Source organism: Rheinheimera salexigens (genome assembly GCF_001752395.1).
GTDB classification, from domain to species: domain Bacteria; phylum Pseudomonadota; class Gammaproteobacteria; order Enterobacterales; family Alteromonadaceae; genus Alishewanella; species Alishewanella salexigens.
This window is the reverse complement of record NZ_MKEK01000001.1, coordinates 2,928,729-2,947,962: the sequence shown is the minus strand read 5'-3', so window position 1 is coordinate 2,947,962 and position 19,234 is coordinate 2,928,729. Positions and strand designations below refer to the sequence as shown.

Below are 19,234 nucleotides of genomic sequence, written 5' to 3'. Positions count from 1 at the left end.
AGCGAAAGACATCCATCCACACCAATAGCATCACTGGCTTGCAACAACTTGTACCGGCTTTGCCGGTGTGAATAATGTTAAGTGCAACTGTCATCGGCGGAGGCCGACATTAAGGCTTCTGTCGTTATTTATTTTCACTGAAGTTGCGATCCAGCCGGATTGCCCACAAGGAAAGAAATTATGACCAGTTCCTATATAGGTGGCTGCGAACATGTTCGTATTAAAGCCCAGGCAGAACCGATTGATAACCACGTTTGTCACTGCAATGTATGCAAGGGTGTGACAGGCCAGCAGAGCACGCATGTGGCCTTTTTTAAGCACTCCGATCTCACGGTTGATCATCCCGAAAAATGAACCGTCAGCCATTCAATAAGGATAACCCAAGCGGACCGCTGGAGCTTTGCACCTGTGCCGATTGTGGTTCCGCCCTGATGCTTGATGACAAACAAAAACGCATTCGCGTCGCAGTGCCAAACGTCATGGGTTACAAAGTAGCAGAGTTTCCCGAGCCCACTTATCACGCATTTTACGACACAACAAAAGGCTACCCAAAGCCATCTGACGGTCGTCCGGTTTATGAAGGCCTACGCCCTGAATTCGCTTGGCCTGAACCCGCTTAAGCGAACCGCTTTATCCCCGACTAAAAGGGGCTCAACAAACTCTAAACAAAGATCTAGTCTTAACATCTGGAGAAACCTTAAGAGGCAGATCCAGATGTTATTAGTTTCAGCTGTTGTTATTCGCTGCTATTGTTCTAAATTAACCAGAGGTCACTGCTTTACATATTGGGAGCAATTTGATGAAAGTCTTATTTTTTACGGCAATACTGTTGCCATTGGGCTTTGGCTTAGCGGCCACTTCAGCAGCACATGCCAACAGCTTGCCAGAAGGTGAGGCTAAACCTTTGGTGCAACAACTATGTAGCAGTTGTCATCAAAGTAATAGAATCAACCAGAGCTCTGGCTATAGCCGTGCAGGCTGGCAAGAGTTGATCAGTAGCATGATTGATTTGTCAGAACATCCATCGCAAGCATTAATTATTAGTTATTTAGCCGAGCATTTCCCAGCGCACAATCAACTAAGCCCAACTCTAGTCGCGGGCAATAGTGTTATCAACTTCAAAGAATGGCTTGTTCCTACTCTTGGCCAAAGAGCGCGGGATCCTATTCAGGCCGCGGATGGTAGCATTTGGTGGGCGGGGCAATGGGCTAATGTCATAGGTCGAATTGATCCTAAGACCGGCGAGATGGAAGAATTTGCTTTGCCAGCAGGCGCGATGCCGCATACGGTTACTGTGGATGGTACAGGTAACATTTGGTACACCGGCAATAAAAATGGCACTGTAGGCCGCTTTGCACCCGAAACAGGCAAGATTACGGAGTATGCGATGCCGGATCCTGCTGCGAAAGATCCGCATAGCGCCATCTTTGATCGCCATGGCCGGATGTGGTTTACCTTACAGCACAGTAATCAGGTAGGGCGGCTATCGCCAGCAACTGGCGAGATCAAGCTTATATCAATGCCGACGGCAAATTCTCGGCCATATGGCATTAAAATTGATGGCAATGATAATCCGTGGGTGGCCTGTAATGGTAGCAACTGCTTGGTTAAAGTAGATGCAACGACGATGGCAGTGCAGGAATATAAACTGCCTGATGTAAAAACCAAGATTAGGCGACTAGATTTCAGCAGTGATGGCATGGTGTGGTATGTCAATTCTAGTCAAGGCCGCTTGGGCCAGTTTAACCCGGTCACTGGAAAGAGCAAAGAGTGGCCATCGCCAAGTGGAACACAATCTCACCCTTACGCCATTGCGGTTATTGATGACATTATCTGGTACAACGAATCAGGCATGCGACCGGATACCCTCGTTCGGTTAGACCCCAAGACCGAACAATTTCAAAGCTGGCCTATTCCATCAGGGGGTATTTATGCCGGTATTGTCAGGCATATGCGGCCAACCGCTGAGGGTAATTTGCTTATTCATCAAGGCAGCACCAATAGAATTATCTTGGTGACTATATCGGACGAACAATAGCTGAGCTGCTGGCACGAAAGCCAGCTAAAATATATAACGGCGTTATAGTCGGCGGAGCGTCATTAATGACTCAAGTAGAGAATAACAAAGTCGTGAAAACTGGCATGGTTATTGGTGTTATCGCGACGTTATTTTTATTTGTTCTGCTGTATATAGTTAGCCCTAAATTTAGCCATGAAGTTGAGTTGCTGCACAGAATTAAGCTTGCCATAGCCTGCCTAGTATTTCCCACAGCATTCTTTTTAGTCACTATTGTTAGAGTCGGCTTGCAACGCTTTGGTAACCCATCCGATAATCCACTACTAGTTGTGGCTAATTCAAACGCCATGGCCGTTAACCTGAGGGTGTTATCTAATACTCATGAACAAGTTGTTCTTTTCGCCTTAACGACATTAGCGTTATCTGTGCTGCTTCCCTTTAACTATCTAAGTTTATTACCAATCTATTCTGCTATCTTTTTTATCGGCCGTATTATATTTTGGTTAGCTTATAAACATAATCCGTTATGGCGGGCTCCCGGCTTTGCTATGAGCATATTGCCCGCAGTTGCCGGGCTAGGTTACAGCTGTGTCGCTGTAGTGATGCGGCTTATCTTATAGAGAGAATAGCTAATGACCAAAAAAGTAGTTAAGTTTGTATACGAAAAAGAAACCAAAAACAGTGTGCGTTATAAAGAGATGCCAGATGAAGGAACCGCGCCTATCGTGGGTACTTTGTATGTGCAGAAGTGGTTTGCAGGTGATAGTAAATCTATTGAGGTAACCATAGATAAAAAAGACTAGCTGTTCAAGGAGAAGGGCAATGGTTTATCAACATAAACAAATAGGTACTGCGCTATTATTAGCTGTTGTTAACAATGGCGCGGCTTATTTAGCCCCCGCTTTTTCCAAAATGTTAACCATTTCAGTATAACCTCTCTGGCGCGCATGTTGTAGCGGTGTAATACCGTCTTTGTCTGCCAAGTTGACGTTGGCACCTGCGTCTAGCAGCAGCTGAACAATAGCAATGTGACGAGGCCCGCCATCTGCGAGAATAATCGCTTCTAGTAAAGCGGTCCAACCCAAGTAATTAATTTGATCAATGTCAGTACCAGCTTGGATAAGTGTGCGCACTGTTTCAACATGCCCTCTCTCTGCCGCCGGAATAATAGCCGTGCCGCCATAGCGGTTGGTGCTAGCTAAATCAGCCCCGTTGTTAAGTGTCATTTGCAGAATTTCGAGGTGCCCGCGCGCACCAGCGTATAGATAAGGGCTATCTTGAATCGCATCTTTGGCATTAACGTCTGCACCGGCGTTAATTAGCAACTTGGCGGCCTCGATATGATTAGCACGTGTGGCAAGCATTAGCGGTGTGCGCATTAAAGCATTGCGGGCGTCGATATTAGCCCCTTGGCTAAGTAGCACTGCTATTTGACGGCTATCACCCGTTGCAGCGGCGTCATGCAACTGGCGCTCCATTGGGCCAACATTACTGAGCAGAGCCATCGACATAAATAAGGCTGCGCCTAAAATAGCGGCAATAAATATACGTTTCATCCACATTATTTCTCTATATAAGATAGGCCATTAGTACATTCAAAAATTGTACCTTTATAGCATATGTTAATCAAACTTCAGCAGACACATCTATTACAAAGCCTCTTAACTTGAGGTATAGGGTTAGGGGTTAACTATTGTTAAACCATACTGTTACCTTGATAAAATTAATCTTTTTTCAAGTATAGATGGTAAATGGCTGCAAGTTTTGTTAACAATATGCAAACTAGTTAATTAGCGGCGCCATATTAGGGCAAGAGCGCAGTTGCCTATCCGAAAACAAGTGCACAGAGTTAGGTATCAACTTAAAAATGGAGACATATATGAAGGTGTTAAAATATAGCCTAATGGTGGCAGTGATAAGCTTTATGTTGGGCTGTGGTCATGGCTATGAGGGGGAGTACGTAGCTATTATGGGGTCATCTAATGAGCCGGTAAATGCATATATAGGTAATATGGGAGACCATAACATTATAATCGGTGCAGATTACATGGAAGATGAAGGTGCGCGTTCTGAATACGACAAGGTATTTGTGCGTAAATCAGGCAAGGAAAGTTATCTGGTATTCAAAAACGAAGAATTTGAAGAAGCTTGGAAAATTATCGATAAAAATACACTGTTGCAAGGAAATGATCTGATACATGTAAGGTTGGTTAGAGTTAAATAGACAGAACAATGCTCACAATTAGGCACAGTTTAGTTTTTAGCAAGGTCCAAATTTACCAGAATTTATCAAAATTGAAGTCACCAAACGAGAGTAGCAGCTGTAATTAAAGGTAGCGACTAGCCAGCTTTAACTTACCTACGTTTAATTTATTGGTTTTGTGCCGTTTTTTCTTAAAACGGCCTGACATTTTGCTAGGTCAGTTCTATTATTTGTTTGTTCCCGCGGAATTTATTTGCTGTTGGTACTATTTTATAGCGGTTAAAACTGAGTGGGAAATGCCTAATGTTTCAGGTTGTTTTCATTACAGGCAAGGCTAACTGCAAGCTTCTTTAATTACAGGTTAATCTAATTGAAATGTAACTACAGGCGAGTATAACCAATGAATTATCCACCTATGCCTGAACCGCATACCTTAGCTGTGCTGGGATTAGTTGTACTTGCGCTGGTGTTGTTTAGCCGCGAAAAAATGGCTATTGAAACCTCTAGTCTAATTATATTGGTATTACTTACCTGTGGCTTTACGGCATTTCCTTATATTACGCCAGAGGGTGAGCCGCTTGAGGCAGTGGCGTTTTTCAACGGTTTTGGTCATGAGGCATTGATCGCGGTGTGTGCGCTGATGATCGCGGGTCATGGTTTGGTGCGTACGGGTGCACTTGAGCCGGTGGGGCGAAATTTGGCTCGTTTGTGGCAACACAGCCCAAAACTGAGTATGTTGCTGACACTTATTATCGGCGCCTTTCTTAGTGCCTTTATTAATAACGTTCCCATCGTTATTCTGCTGTTACCCATCCTGATTAGTGTGTCGTTACGAACGGGTACATCGTCTACAAGAGTATTAATGCCCATGGGGTTTGCGACGCTAGTGGGTGGTATGAGTACAACTATTGGTACTTCGACTAACTTGTTAGTGGTGTCTGTGGCTGCGGATATGGGATTACCACGAATACAGATGTTTGATTTTTTTATCCCTGCGGCCATCGTTGCCTCACTGGCTATTCTTTATCTGTGGTTAATCGCGCCACTGCTGTTACCGCCCAGACAAGCGACACTGACTGATACCTCGCCCAGAATATTTTCGGCTCAATTGGTTATTCTGGATGAGGGCTTTGCGGTTGATAAAACCCTATCAGAATTATTTGCAGCCACCGGTGGCATAATGGAAGTTAAGCGGATCATGCGTGGTAGTGGCACCTTTTTAATGCCACTGCCCGATACTCATATTCATGCTGGCGATCGATTATTAGTCAACGATACGCCGGATAACCTTAAAGAATTTGAACGAGCGCTGGGGGCGACATTATATGTGGGAGACACTGCTGTCGATGAAGAACATCCATTGTCGGGTGCAGGTCAACAAATCGCTGAAATTATCGTGGTGCAAGGCTCGCCGTTACAAGGCATGACTCTGCGGCAAATTAACTTTGACGATAGATATCAGTTATTGGTACTGGCGATATCGCGCAAAGGTAGCACACTAGAAACCTTGCGTTCAAAAATAGAGCAAGTGCGGATGCGTACCGGTGACATTTTGTTGGTGCAGGGGCAGGATGAAAAAATAGCAGAAATAAAACGAGCCGGTGATTTACTGGTGCTGGATGCAACCGCTGACTTGCCGTATACCGACAAGGCGCTTACCGCATTATTTATTATGGCCGGCATTGTTATCGTTGCTGCCTTTGGTCTAGCCACTATTGCTATTAGTGCGGTGTGTGGGGTATTAATCATGTTATTAACCCGCTGCTTATCTTGGCGCCATGCTTCTATGGCTTTAAGCACTAGGGTAATTATGATTGTAGTCGCGAGTTTAGCGTTGGGCTCGGCCATGTTACAAACTGGCGGTGCTGAATATTTGGCGCAGGTGTTTGTTGCGGTAACCAGCGGAGCTTCAGCGCCGGTTATTCTTTCTGGGCTAATGCTATTAATGGCTATTTTAACCAATATCGTTTCTAACAATGCGGCAGCCGTTATTGGTACTCCTATTGCTATTAGCATTGCGCAGCAACTGCAGCTGGATCCGGAACCTTTTGTTATCGCGGTGCTGTTCGGCGCCAATATGAGCTATGCCACGCCTATGGCTTATAAAACCAACCTGTTAGTAATGAATGCGGGTGGTTATACCTTTATGGACTTTGTGCGAGTGGGTGTGCCATTAACCTTTATTGTCTGGTTGGGGTTATCTTTTTTATTACCCTTTTTATACAAACTGAGTTAATCAATTGCAGGCAGCAGTATATTATTATTGTTCTAAATAACACCTTGTAAATCTTACGATCCAATCGGTAACCGTTACAGATTTATGTTGCTGTTATGTCTTCTTGGTATAGCATGTGCGCGCTTAAATACAGTCAAAAAAATGTGACTAACCATAATTAAATAAAAGTTAACTTCAACAGAAACCGGAGTTTACTTAGGGCCGACCTAAAGTGGCTACTAAGCGCGATCACTAAAACATACCTAACATTAAGCTTGGCTTAAATCTTGCGAAACACTTTCTGCATTAAATGTTAATCACCTAACGCTACGGTAGCTGATTGAGTTAAGGCAGCGGCCGTCTATTTAATCCAGGAGATCATCATGGTTATAGATACACACAATTCATCTACCGTAGCTGGGGCTACTTTTAACGTTCCCGTGGGGCATCGTATAAGTTGGGGAGCGGTATTGGCCGGTGTCAGCTTATTTATTGCCATTAGTTGGCTGATGCTGTTACTTGGCTCTGCAATTGGAGTAGGTATTGCAGATGCTACCGACTTATCAGCCATGGGAGACGGTTTAGGTATAGGTTCCATAATTTGGATATTGCTAAGCACGCTTATTGCTACCTTCGCTGGTGGGCTTCTTGCTGCCAAAATGTCAGGAACTGCTGATGATCGTATTGGCGCCTTGCATGGTCTGACTGTTTGGTCAGTGGGTACAGTGCTTATTATCTTATTGGGTGCAGCTGGCGTCGGTGGTGTAGTAAATGCCATCAGTGGCGCTATGGGTTCAGCCAATAAGGTGAGTACCACCGTCATAGCCAAAGCCTCAGGTGCTGACGTAAATAGCGGTTTACCCGAATCAGTAGCGACCAGTATCGCGGCAATTATTAAACGCCAAGCATCTAATATAATCAGCAATACCGGCAGCGGTGCCAATAGCCCAGATCAAGGCGAAGTACGCTCGGCAATAGAATCTTTAAATGCTGAAGACACCGGTGTTATCACCAGTGCATTAATTGCTGGTGATACAGATAAAGCCCGTACTGAGTTAGCGCAACGTAGCAACTTATCAGATGCTGAAATTGATTCGATTATCAATGGAGCCGAGCAAAAAGTACAAAGCTGGAGTAAATCTGATGGTGCGATACAAGCCGAACAATGGCTAGATGAACAATTTAATGACGCTAGAAATGCGATGAGTCAATCTATCGCTAATATGGCTGGCTCAGAAGTATCAACACAAGAAGTTAATCGCGCGTTGCAACAGTTAGATCAGGAAACCATGCTGGAAGCTGGCCAATATTTAATCATGGGGCAACCAGAAATGGCTAAAGATGTGCTTGCAGTTAATACCAGTTTGTCTGAACAGGATATTCAAGCAATTGTTGACGGTGCAGAAAAAGAAGCTAAACAATTTATTGATAAAGCTAAAGCCAAGTTAAACCAAGCAACCGAAGCGGTGGGCACTTATACGCAAGCTGTATTATGGTCAGCGTTTATTGCTGCGGCTTTAGGTATGTTAGCTGGATTAATTGGTGGTCACTTAGGTGCTGGAGCGGTGCGTCGTGTGTATGCAGTGCAGCGGTAACGTGATGAATGAGTATAACTGTTAGATTCCTAAAAATAGTATTAACAGTAACGAGGAATATATTATGAGATTAGGTCTAGTTGGATTGGTATTATTACTATTAATCGCCGGCGCTGTAGTGCAGAACGTCGTTATTGGCGGCATAGGTGGGTTAATACTACTTATTGTGCTGATACTCTTTTTAACCGGCAGAGTCTAACTTTAAGAGTCAGTATTCTTAGTCAGTATATTTGGTCAGCATAGTAAGTATTAAGTGGCTTAAATTAAGCTAGCTATGCGACTCAGCAAATTTAAACTGATTGCTACTGGCTGTTAAAGTGCAGCAATAAATTTTTAAAACGCCATGTCCATTAGGACATGGCGTTTTTATTGTAGCAATAGGCACCACCAACAATATTAGCAATATTTCGTTAACCGTTAACTTAACCACCGCTCAAGCTTTTGCATTAATTCGGCGTGACTAAACGGTTTGCTTAGCACGTCATCCATATTGCTGCTGTAACATTGCTTTATAATGTCTTCACTGCAGTGGGCAGTCATGGCAATAATGGGTGTGTTGGCGTAATTGGCTAGCTGACGTAATTGCTCGGTTGTTTCGTAGCCGTTTAAGCCGGGCATTTCTATATCCATTAATACTAACGAGACTGGTTGCTGTTGGGCCATAGTTAGTGCTTGCTCACCGTTATTAGCCGTTAATATTTGATAGCCTAATTTTTGTAACACAATTTGTACTAACACTTGGTTAAAGTAATTATCTTCTACTAACAATACGGTGTGTTGCGCTGGGGTAAGTCTTTTGGGCTCTTGCTGCGCTGTTGTTGACTGGTTTGCTAAAGTAACAGCAGTGGCTTCACTTGATTTACTGGTTGCTGAACCGGTTGCAGCTATTGTGGCTGTAAAATTAGAACCCGCTGCTTGTGGCGGCACCTGATTAAACAGCAAGCTAAAATAAAAACGACTACCGACGCCTTTCTGACTACTTAACTGTAAGTTTCCGCCCATTAATTTCACTAAACGGTGACTAATGGCTAAGCCTAAACCGGTACCGCCATACTTACGGCTGATAGAGCTATCTGCTTGATTAAAAGCGGTAAACAAATCTTTTTGCTGTTCAAGCGCAATACCAATACCGGTGTCTGCTACGCTAAAGTTAATTAATGTTTGCCCGCTATGCTGTTGTTGGCTTTGCGTGATGCTTAAGGTTATTTCGCCGCGTTCAGTAAACTTTATAGCGTTACTTAGCAAGTTAATTAATATTTGGCTTAAGCGTAAAGCATCGCCTGCGACTAATGTAGGTATGTTGCTATCAATATGTTTGCTGAATTTAAGCGGTTTATGTTGTAGCTGATTACTAAAGATATCGCTGACTTGCTCAACCGTGTCGACCAGCGAAAAAGGCAGACTCTCTAGTTGTAGCTTATCCGCTTCTACTTTTGAAAAATCTAAAATGTCACTAATCACACTGAGTAAAACTTTGCCTGAGGCTTGAATTTTTTGCAGATAGCTATTGCGCTTAATAGGATCATTACATTCTTGGGCGAGTTCAGCGAAGCCAAGTACAGCATTTAGCGGGGTGCGTAATTCATGGCTCATATTAGCCAGAAACTCACCCTTGGCTACAGAAGCTGCTTCAGCATGTAGTTTTGCTTGTTGGAGTTCTTTCATGGTGAGCTGCATGTCGGCACTGTGTTGCTGTATTTGCAGAGTTAGTTTTTCTTTATCTTTTTGCAGTGAGTAATAATAGCCTTTAAGTATTAAGTACAGGCTTAAAGCAAATAGCAGCAAGTAACTGAATAAGGCATAACTAGTTAAATACCACGCTTTAGTAATACTAAATTGTAATGGCTGGGATAAATACAGTTCATTTTGGTTATCTCGACTGCGCAGCATAAATTGGTAATCGCCACTGGGCAAATTAGTATAGTCACGATACAGCTCAGTGCTGAATTCAGACCAGTCTTTATCATAACCTTCTAATTTAACTTGAAACTGTGGCGTAAATAGATGGCTGTAATTAGGGCTAGCATAAACAAAACGTAAACTATTAACGTTGGGGGCTAAGGCCAATTCTTGTTGTGTAGACATAGCAGTACCTGAAAAGAGCACATTAGCATCGCCAATTTGACGCAGCTGGCGTATTAGTGGGGCTTTAGTAGTAATGGTTTGGTGCTCTTCACTGGCAAAGCGAAACACACCTTCGGCGCCACCAAACCATATAGTATTGGCTTGATCAATCATTAAGGTATCAAAGGGTATATCTCTTAAAGGCTCTAGGGCTGCGGCCTGCCAACGATACTGCCCAGAATTGTCGGCCAATAAAGCACCAGCACGGCGACTGCCGTCAGTGTTATCCCACGTTAATAGCCATAAATTACCGGCGATATCTTCTTGGGGTAAACGCACCCAAGGTTGGGGTTGGCTAAAAGCAGCAGCCAATTTTTGGTCTAAATAAAACTGCTCTTTTATTCGATCGAAGCGGTAAAAGCCGGCAACAGTGGCAATAAGCAGTTGTTGGTTAAATACTGAAACAGCATTACGGTTGGCACTAGGTAAGCCAGCGGTTTTAGCAAAACGCTTCAACGCTAAGGGCACAGAATTACCGCCTTGCCATTGTTGCGGAATAATTAATTGATACACACCATGCGCTAACGAGCCTAACCACAGCTCGCCATTATCTAATTCTAAAATACTATTTATATTGCCTTTGACACCGGGGACTTGACCTTCATCATGCCAATTGCCGTTGTCATAGCGCATGCTAGCAAGACCATCTTGTAAACCAATATATAAGCGATCTGGGTTGGCTTTTGATTGATATAGGGTTTTACTGGCCTGCTCTGAGGGGCGAATTAATTGCAGCTGCTGCTGAACTAAGCTATATACGCCCCGGCTATTGGCAACCAGTAAGAGTGGGCCGAACTCCATAAAGTCCCAAGTTTGCTTTTGTATGGCAGAAATAAGCGTAAAGTGTTTACCGTTATCTTGATAAAATAAACCTAAGCTGGTACCGACATAAAGTACATTATTATGCTTATGCAGGGCTAAAACATTGCCACGTAGGCCATTGTTATCATCAAAATATGAAATTGCCGATGATAAATCAATGCGGCTTAAGCCATGGTCTAAAGCTAACCAGAGTCCTTGTTGATGGTCTTGATAAATGGCTCTTACGTTTTGATCAACCACACCAACAGATTTATCTAGATGATGTTTTAACTTGCCCTCAGGGGTAAGTATATAAGCACCACTTTGGCTAGTGCCTAACACAAAATCACCACTATTTAATGAATAGCCGGTATATAAAACGTCGGTCATTAACACGGAGTTGATATCGGTTTGCCATGGCTGACTGCCATTAGCATCCATTAAATATAAACCTTTAGTGCGGCTGCCAACCAGTAGCCGAGTGTCGTCATAGCGCAGCAATACATAAACACTGGTGCTAGCAAAACGCTCACTGCCGGCTACTAATTGAAAGTTATTATTAACTAACTCCACTAAGCCTGTGTCTTGCTCACGCACGATTAATCGGTCATCTAACCAAAAAGCTTTAAGAAACCGGCTGTTAGTACGCCATACTTTTACCTGATTATCTGTGGCATGGTCATAGCTAACACGAAAGATATAATTACGGCTAACAAAGTACACACCTTCTGCGGCGGCAAAGGTTTGGCGGACATCTTGAAAATCACGATATTCGGCAGGTATGCGATCAATTAAAGACACATAGCGGCTATCGTTTTGCTGATCTAGATAGCCAATGTCACCTTTAGCGCCGACATAAATATTGCCATCAACAGCTAAGGCTAAAGAGCGAGCTACAGATTTATTACCGGTTTGGATCATGCGCCATTGTGCGCCATCGTACTGCATAACACCGACATTGTTACCAACATAGAGTAAACCATGTTGATCTTGCGCTATGGCCCAGTTTTGGGTGCCACCATTGTAATCTTTAGGCTTAAAATTCGACAGTAACGGTGCGCCAGCTAATTCAGCCGAATTGGCTAAATTTAGCACGCTCACTAATAGCAACAAATACACGGTTAGCCATCGTGTTATACAAGATCTAAATTTCACTATGCTGACACTCCTTTGTAGCATAGTGCAAACGGACTTAAGCTTGAAAGCTTAGCGGAATAGTCTGTATTGCACTTATTTACGCAGTAACTTATCTAAATAGCCCATAGCAAATGCAGATAGCACAAAAGTGATATGCATTAATAAGTACCATTTAATTTTATCATTACTGATATTTTCTGTATTCATAAATACTTTTAATAAATGTATTGATGAAATAGCCACGATTGAAGCGGCCACTTTATTTTTTAATGAACCGGCATCCAGCTTTCCTAACCAGCCCAACTTTTCATCATTGTCCTCTAAATCTAATCTTGAAACAAAGTTCTCATAACCAGAGAACATTACCATCACAATTAACCCGCCGACTAAAGTAATATCAATGAGTGATAGCACCACTAACACTAATTCAATTTCTTTCATGGAGAAAATAATGGGGATGATGTGCCAAATTTCCTGAAAAAATTTAATACCTAAGGCTAGTAGTGCCAAACTTAAACCAAGATAAATTGGCGCCATAATCCAACGCGATGCATACATTATTCTTTCAAACCAAGCTTCCATAAATAAACCCATTTTGTTGTTAGGGTTTATTATCCGTTGTTATCGCCCTAGGTCAAGGATGAAATAAGCAACAATTAAGTGTTTAATCAACTGCTTAATTGATTGTATAAACAGTATGAGGCAATTACCGCAAATTTGAGCGTCTTGCCGCATTATTGTCAGTGTGCTGTTCAGAATGTGATAGCGTTCAATACCATGAATTTTCAGGTGATACTGTGTAATGAATCTATGTCGTATGGCCAGTGTAGCGCTGTTGTTATGTTGTTTATCAGCGACGGCGAATGAAGGTTTTTGGCAAACAGCACAACAAACTGAATTAGCCACACATCTAGCCAATAATCACGCCAACACAAAAGCAGACATTATCAATAAATTAACTCAGCTTAGTTTGGCAACTGCTGTAAAAGTAAATAATTGCAGTGGCGCGCTGGTGGCTAAACATGGCTTAGTATTGACCAGCAATAATTGTATTGCTGATAAAATAGCCCAATCTGCTGCGTTATCTGTTGAAGGGCTAGTGGCGAATGATAACTTTGCAGCAATAGACGCTAATAAAGAGTTGCCACTGCAAGGTGTAAAAATAACTATTCCGCAGCAAGTAGATGATGTCACGTTAGTGATTAAGCGCCAACTTGATAGTCAGTTAACTCCTCAGCAACGACTAATAAAACTGCAGCAGCTAACAGAGCCGTTATTACAACAGTGTGAGCTGCAAACTAAATTACGCTGTCAGTTACACACAGTTGATGGTGGGTTACAGTATAAAATAGTTAAATCATTAGAAATACAGGATGTTCGGTTGGTGTATGCGCCTAATGCGGCTTTAGCACAATTAGGCCAAAAGGCAGATGCTAACGCGTGGCCACAATATAGTGCGGATTATGTGTTTTTACGTGGCTATGTTGACCTTAAGGGCCAAACAGCAGATTTTTCATTGCAAAATGTACCGCACCAAGCGGAATCGTTTTTAGCTTTTTCCACCCAAGGTGTTAGCGAACATGACGATGTTTTAGTGGCTGGCTTTCCTATGTATAGCCAGCGTTATCAAACGGCAGCGGCTGTCAGCTTACAATTTGAGCAGCTAGAACCGTTACAATTACAATATCATCAGCAAGCGTTAGGTATAATCCAGAAACATACCACCAGCAATAGCCGGCTGGCGGAAACTTATCAGCATCAACTATATTGGCTGGCTAAAATCATTACTCAAGAGCAGAAACAGCTAGCGCGTTTTGGCCATAGTTCGGTGATTAAAAATAAGCTTAGCCAAGAAGCCAAATTAGCAACGTGGATAAATGGCAGTTTGGTTCGGCGGCAGCTGTATACTCAAGTAGTACAGCGTGTAACGGAGCTTAATCAACAGCAATATCAACAATCCCGGCGCGATCTTACATTAGAAAACTTTAACTATGTTCAGCTGCCATCATTAGCGCAGCAGTTATATCACTATGCCTTACTTAGGCAAGACCAAACCAGCAATAGCACTGCATTAAAGCAAGCCAAGCACGAGCTAACTCAAAGCATGCAGCATATTGCAGAGCATTTTGATAGCCGTGTTGATCAAAGCTTAGCCTTACAATTTTTAGCCGAATATGCCAAATTACCGCCAGAGCATCGCTTAGCAGATCTAGACCATTATTTTGCTTTAAAGGATGGTTTTAATGTCGAAATAGTTCGGCATAAATTAGAGGCCATTTATCGTGGCTCTAAATTGAGTGACAAAGCGCAGCGCGAAGCTTGGTTAACCGCTAATGTTGAGCAGTTCGTGCAAAGCCAAGATACCTTAATTAGCTTTGCGGTTGCTATGCAAAAAAGCCATGAAAAAATTCAGCAACAACGACAGTTGCTTGAAGCTGAGTTAGCCCAAGCTTGGCCAGCTTATATTGAGGTATGGCAAGCTTTTAATGATGCTAATAATTTGGATTTTTATGCTGATGCTAACGGCACTTTGCGGCTAAATGTTGCTCAAGTGAAAGGCTATCAACCAAGAGACGCAGTATGGTATCAGCCTTTTAGTTCTGCCAAAGGCTTAATAGATAATTTTGGCCGTACTGAAGCTGCACCTGCAGTAAACAAGCTGATGCAGCAGTTACAGCAAACTGAATATCAAAGTTTACCGATTAACTTTTTAACTAACGCTGATATTACCTCTGGTCATGCAGGCGCGGTAACCTTAAACTGGCAAGGTAATATTGTCGGTATTGTTATAGATGGCGCGTGCGAGACGGTTATTAGTGACTGGCATTATGATGAGCAACACAGTCGGGCTATTCATGTTGATAGCCGTTATATTTTATGGCAATTACAACAAGATAAAGCCGCAAAAACCTTATTAACCGAGTTAAGCAGAGCAAACTAGGCGGTTAGTTTAAATTGATTATTAACTAGCGCTCTTAATTAGTCTCATTTTGCAGTATTATATTCGCTTAATTACGTTTTGCTATTAGCATTTTATACGCATTGGAGACATAGTGAATAACCAGTTTCGGATTAAGCTTATTGTGCGGCGAGTAAAGGCATTGTCACCGCTACAATGGCTGCAACAAGGTTGGCAAATATTTAAACAAGCGCCGATGATTTGGCTATTAATGTTTTTCACCCTTATTTTTACCGCTGCGCTGGGTTCTTTACATACCTTATTAAATATTGCTGCGTTATTTATTAGCCCGTTTTTAACCGCGGGTATATATAAAAGCATTGTTGATATTCAGCAGAAAAAAACCATTCAATACACTGATATGTTTACTCCATTGCAACAACCGAGTTGCCGCATGGTATTTATTCGCTTGGCCGCCATCAATATGCTGGCTGCTATACCGTTAAGCGTATTAGCGCAAACCATTTATAACCAACAATTAGAGGGCATTAACGACCCTTGGTTGCTGCTGTTATTTGTTGCTAGTTCAATTATTATTTGGATGGTGTTTGCTTATGCCGTTGCCATTGCTTACTTTTTGCAAGAGCATAGGCTGTTAGCCATCATGCAAGCCAGCTTTGTTGCTTGCTGGCGCAATATTACCCCTTTAGCGGTGTTTGCTGGATTAAGCTTTTTATTAATATTATTAACTGTACCCACCATGTTTATTGGCTTAATTGTGGTTATTCCTGTACTTAATATTGCTTTCTTTTTATCGTTTAATGATTTTTTTGCCCTGCAAGTTAACACTAAAGAGGGTGATGGTGTGTTGGAAGTATAAGCATGCTTGAACCGGCAGAATTAAAACATAAAGCGCTAAGTTGGTTAACACGACGCGATTATAGTGAGGTAGAGTTACGCCGCCGCTTACAGCAGTTGGGCGGCTTAAGCGAACATATTGAGCAAGTTATAGCTTGGTGTAAAAGCTACGACTATCTGAATCAACCGCGCTATATTAAGATGTTAGTGCGTAGCCGAACGAATAGAGGCTATGGCTTTAACTATATTGCTCAAGAGCTGAAACAGCATAATATTGGCGTGGATGAGCTAAAGCTGTGCTTAGCAGAATTAAATATCGATTGGTTTGCAGCGGCAAAGCGGGTATATAGCAAAAAGTATTCGGATAGCCCAGTAATTGATTACAAAGATAAAATGAAACGTATGGCGTATATGCAACGCCGTGGTTTTAATCATGACCAGATACAACATATTTTTACAGAGTATTAAATTAACGAGTTACTTGGTTTAATTAATTCGTTTTGAACAACCCAACGTGGACAGGATTTTTTCATGACAATGACATCGGCCAATATCAGGCGTGCTTTTTTAGATTTTTTTGCCAGTAAACAACACCAGATAGTGCCTAGCAGCTCGCTGATCCCAGGTAACGATGCCACATTGTTATTTACCAACGCTGGCATGGTGCAATTTAAAGATGTCTTTTTAGGCCAAGACCAACGTAATTATACCCGCGCGGTATCTTCACAACGTTGTGTTCGAGCGGGTGGTAAACATAACGATTTAGAAAATGTTGGCTACACAGCACGGCACCATACTTTTTTTGAAATGTTAGGTAACTTTAGCTTTGGCGATTATTTTAAGCGTGAAGCTATTCAGTATGCGTGGCAATTTTTAACCGAAGAAATGCAGTTACCAAAACATAAGTTGTTGGTGACGGTATATGAGTCTGATGACGAAGCTTATGCTATTTGGTTAAACGAAATTGGTGTGCCGGCTGAGCGAATTGTTCGGATTGGCGATAATAAAGGTGCCGCTTACGCGTCTGATAATTTTTGGTCGATGGGCGATACCGGCCCTTGTGGACCTTGCTCTGAGATTTTTTATGATCACGGTGAGCATATCTGGGGTGGCCCTCCAGGTTCAGCCGAAGAGGATGGCGATCGGTTTATTGAAATCTGGAATATCGTTTTTATGCAGTTTAATCGCCAAGCCGATGGCCGCATGGATCCGCTGCCTAAGCCCAGCGTTGATACGGGTATGGGGCTTGAGCGCATAGCCGCTATTTTACAAAATGTGCACAGTAATTATGAAATAGATATGTTTGTTGGCTTAATTAATGCTGCGGCCAAGATTACCGGTGCCACGGATTTAAGTGATAAATCATTACGGGTAGTGGCGGATCACATTCGTAGCTGTGCATTCTTAATTATTGATGGCGTGCAGCCGTCTAATGAAGGGCGTGGTTATGTGTTACGGCGCATTGTCCGTCGTGCAGTACGCCATGGTAATAAACTTGGTGCTAAAGGCGCGTTTTTCTATCAATTAGTGGCAGAACTTGTTAAGCAAATGGGCGAAGCCTATCCAGAGCTGGCACAAAAGCAGGCCGTGATAGAAAAGGTACTAAAATTAGAAGAAGAGCAATTTGGCAAAACTCTAGAGCGTGGTTTAGTTATCTTAGAGCAAGCTTTGCAGCAGGTTGAAGGTACTGTTTTACCGGGTGAATTAGTGTTTAAGTTATATGATACTTATGGCTTTCCAGTCGATTTAACTAATGATGTTGCTCGTGAACGTAATTTAACCATTGATCAAGCTGGCTTTGATGCCGCGATGGCCGAACAACGAAAACGTGCCCAGCAAGCGTCAAATTTCTCTGCCGATTATAATACCAACTTAACCACAGCCCAGCAGTCAAAGTTTACTGGTTATAGTGAAGAAACTAATCAAGCCGTGGTGTTAGAGCTCATAAAAGAGGGTGAAGTGGTAGCACAGCTTGAAGATGGTGATACTGGTTTAGTTATCTTAGATCAAAGCCCATTTTATGCAGAGTCAGGCGGCCAAGTCGGTGATACGGGAAGCTTAAATTTAGCTTCTGGTGCGGTATTTATGATTGAAGACACTATAAAGCTGAACAATGCTATTGCTCATAAAGGCAAGGTGTTGGGTGGCATTAAAACGGGTGATGCCGTTAGCGCACAAATTGATACCGTGCGCCGAGCTGCAATCAAACAAAACCACTCTGCTACCCATTTACTGCATGCTGCTTTACGTCAAGTATTGGGCGAGCACGTGACCCAAAAAGGCTCGTTAGTGCAACCAGATCGGTTACGTTTTGATTTTAGCCATTTTTCCGCAGTAAAAGCCGAAGAGTTACGCCGTATAGAACAACTGGTCAATGAACAAATTCAGCAAAATCATGCCTTAGAAACCCGATTAATGTCTATTGAGCAGGCTAAAACCGCCGGTGCTATGGCGTTGTTTGGTGAAAAATACACTGACGAAGTACGTGTATTAAGTATGGGTGAATTTTCGATAGAACTTTGTGGCGGAACACACGTCAAACGCACCGGAGACATTGGTTTAGTAAAACTGATTTCTGAAGCAGGTATTGCTTCAGGCGTGCGCCGTATAGAAGCGGTAAGTGGTGCTGGCGCTGTGGCGTATGTGCAGCAGTTAGAGCAACAAGCACAACAAGTGGCTGCAGCACTTAAAGGCGATGTGTTAAGCATTGCAGAGCGCGTAGAGCAGTCTTTAGATCGCAGTAAGTTATTGGAAAAAGAAATAGAGCAATTAAAAGCTAAATTAGCCAGTCAAGCGGGTGCATCTATTTTAGATCAAGCAGAGCAAATTGCCGGAGTAACGGTGTTAGTCGCTCAATTGCCGGCTACCGAGCCAAAAGCGCTACGGACGATGCTTGATCAGTTAAAAAACAAATTAACATCAGCGGTTATTTTATTAGCCACAGTAAATGATGATAAAATTAGCTTAATAGCTGGTGTGTCTGCCGATGTTACCGATAAAGTGCATGCTGGAAAGTTAGTGGGTTGGGCTGCCGAGCAACTAGGTGGTAAAGGCGGTGGTCGTCCTGATATGGCCCAAGCCGGTGGTACCGATGTTAATGCCTTAAGTGCAGTACTTGACGGTGCTAAGCAGCAGGTTAGCCAGCAGCTCGCTTAAGGCTAAATAAAACTATTAGTTTAATCTTTAGTAAATAGCTTAATTAAAAGCATAGTTAAAAAATTAGTAAGCCAACGGCCTTATCGCATAGTGTTATGGTCGTTGGCGTAAATTTAAGCCAAGAATGTTGATACAATGTTGATTGGTCTTAAATTCTTTTAATTATGGCGAAAAATAACCTGAAAATAGTAATTGGTTGCTACAATTACTAGGCTTTTCCATTACAAAT

At 42.6% G+C, this 19,234-nt stretch carries 16 protein-coding genes; 13 read left to right on the top strand and 3 right to left on the bottom strand.

All coding sequences use genetic code 11. The annotated features are described in order from the left end of the window. Window positions 1-180 precede the first annotated feature (180 nt). From BI198_RS16535 to BI198_RS16150, 5 genes are all read left to right on the top strand, one after another. Window positions 181-354, top strand: coding sequence for a GFA family protein (locus tag BI198_RS16535; protein WP_449421107.1), 174 nt, complete (start codon window positions 181-183; stop codon window positions 352-354). A gap of 77 nt (window positions 355-431) precedes the next feature. Continuing rightward, a complete protein-coding gene (locus BI198_RS16275; RefSeq protein WP_235605338.1) occupies window positions 432-620 on the top strand; it encodes a hypothetical protein in 189 nt (62 codons plus the stop codon). A gap of 179 nt (window positions 621-799) precedes the next feature. Continuing rightward, window positions 800-2,038: a Vgb family protein gene (locus BI198_RS13505; protein ID WP_070050024.1), complete on the top strand. Its 1,239-nt coding sequence runs from the start codon at window positions 800-802 to the stop codon at window positions 2,036-2,038. A 65-nt stretch (window positions 2,039-2,103) separates the two neighbouring features. Beyond that, complete coding sequence (locus tag BI198_RS13500; RefSeq protein ID WP_070050023.1) at window positions 2,104-2,637, top strand: MAPEG family protein; 534 nt, start codon at window positions 2,104-2,106, stop codon at window positions 2,635-2,637. 12 nt (window positions 2,638-2,649) lie between these two features. Further along, window positions 2,650-2,820 carry a hypothetical protein gene (locus BI198_RS16150; protein ID WP_201243507.1) on the top strand — a complete coding sequence of 57 codons (171 nt, stop codon included), beginning with the start codon at window positions 2,650-2,652 and terminating at the stop codon, window positions 2,818-2,820. Between the two features lie 84 nt (window positions 2,821-2,904). Here BI198_RS16150 and BI198_RS13495 read toward each other — a convergent pair whose 3' ends face one another. Then, on the bottom strand, window positions 2,905-3,573 hold the full coding sequence (locus BI198_RS13495; protein WP_201243505.1) for an ankyrin repeat domain-containing protein: 669 nt from the start codon (window positions 3,571-3,573) through the stop codon (window positions 2,905-2,907). A gap of 323 nt (window positions 3,574-3,896) precedes the next feature. Here BI198_RS13495 and BI198_RS13490 point away from each other — a divergent pair, with 323 nt between their 5' ends. From BI198_RS13490 to BI198_RS16380, 4 genes are all read left to right on the top strand, one after another. Further along, a complete protein-coding gene (locus BI198_RS13490; RefSeq protein ID WP_070050021.1) occupies window positions 3,897-4,241 on the top strand; it encodes a hypothetical protein in 345 nt (114 codons plus the stop codon). A gap of 379 nt (window positions 4,242-4,620) precedes the next feature. Then, entirely contained in the window at window positions 4,621-6,456 is a 1,836-nt protein-coding gene (locus tag BI198_RS13485; protein ID WP_070050020.1) for an SLC13 family permease, read from the top strand. Window positions 6,457-6,818: 362 nt separating this feature from the next. Further along, the gene (locus BI198_RS13480) at window positions 6,819-8,030 is read left to right on the top strand and encodes a hypothetical protein (protein WP_070050019.1); all 1,212 of its coding nucleotides are present in this window, start codon (window positions 6,819-6,821) and stop codon (window positions 8,028-8,030) included. A gap of 64 nt (window positions 8,031-8,094) precedes the next feature. Beyond that, window positions 8,095-8,229, top strand: a complete 135-nt coding sequence (locus BI198_RS16380) for a hypothetical protein (protein WP_268793910.1) — start codon at window positions 8,095-8,097, stop codon at window positions 8,227-8,229. A gap of 218 nt (window positions 8,230-8,447) precedes the next feature. Here BI198_RS16380 and BI198_RS13475 read toward each other — a convergent pair whose 3' ends face one another. After that, on the bottom strand, window positions 8,448-12,110 hold the full coding sequence (locus BI198_RS13475) for a hybrid sensor histidine kinase/response regulator (RefSeq protein WP_158007094.1): 3,663 nt from the start codon (window positions 12,108-12,110) through the stop codon (window positions 8,448-8,450). A gap of 75 nt (window positions 12,111-12,185) precedes the next feature. Continuing rightward, window positions 12,186-12,674 carry a TIGR00645 family protein gene (locus BI198_RS13470; RefSeq protein ID WP_070050906.1) on the bottom strand — a complete coding sequence of 163 codons (489 nt, stop codon included), beginning with the start codon at window positions 12,672-12,674 and terminating at the stop codon, window positions 12,186-12,188. A 220-nt stretch (window positions 12,675-12,894) separates the two neighbouring features. Between BI198_RS13470 and BI198_RS13465 the strand changes: the two genes are divergently transcribed. From BI198_RS13465 to alaS, 4 genes are all read left to right on the top strand, one after another. Then, window positions 12,895-15,033, top strand: a complete 2,139-nt coding sequence (locus BI198_RS13465; RefSeq protein ID WP_083256627.1) for a S46 family peptidase — start codon at window positions 12,895-12,897, stop codon at window positions 15,031-15,033. Window positions 15,034-15,145: 112 nt separating this feature from the next. Further along, the gene (locus BI198_RS13460; RefSeq protein ID WP_070050016.1) at window positions 15,146-15,871 is read left to right on the top strand and encodes a DUF2189 domain-containing protein; all 726 of its coding nucleotides are present in this window, start codon (window positions 15,146-15,148) and stop codon (window positions 15,869-15,871) included. Window positions 15,872-15,873: 2 nt separating this feature from the next. Next, entirely contained in the window at window positions 15,874-16,317 is a 444-nt protein-coding gene (locus tag BI198_RS13455) for a regulatory protein RecX (RefSeq protein WP_070050015.1), read from the top strand. Between the two features lie 69 nt (window positions 16,318-16,386). Further along, window positions 16,387-19,005: an alanine--tRNA ligase gene (alaS, locus tag BI198_RS13450; RefSeq protein ID WP_158007100.1), complete on the top strand. Its 2,619-nt coding sequence runs from the start codon at window positions 16,387-16,389 to the stop codon at window positions 19,003-19,005. Window positions 19,006-19,234: the final 229 nt, after the last annotated feature.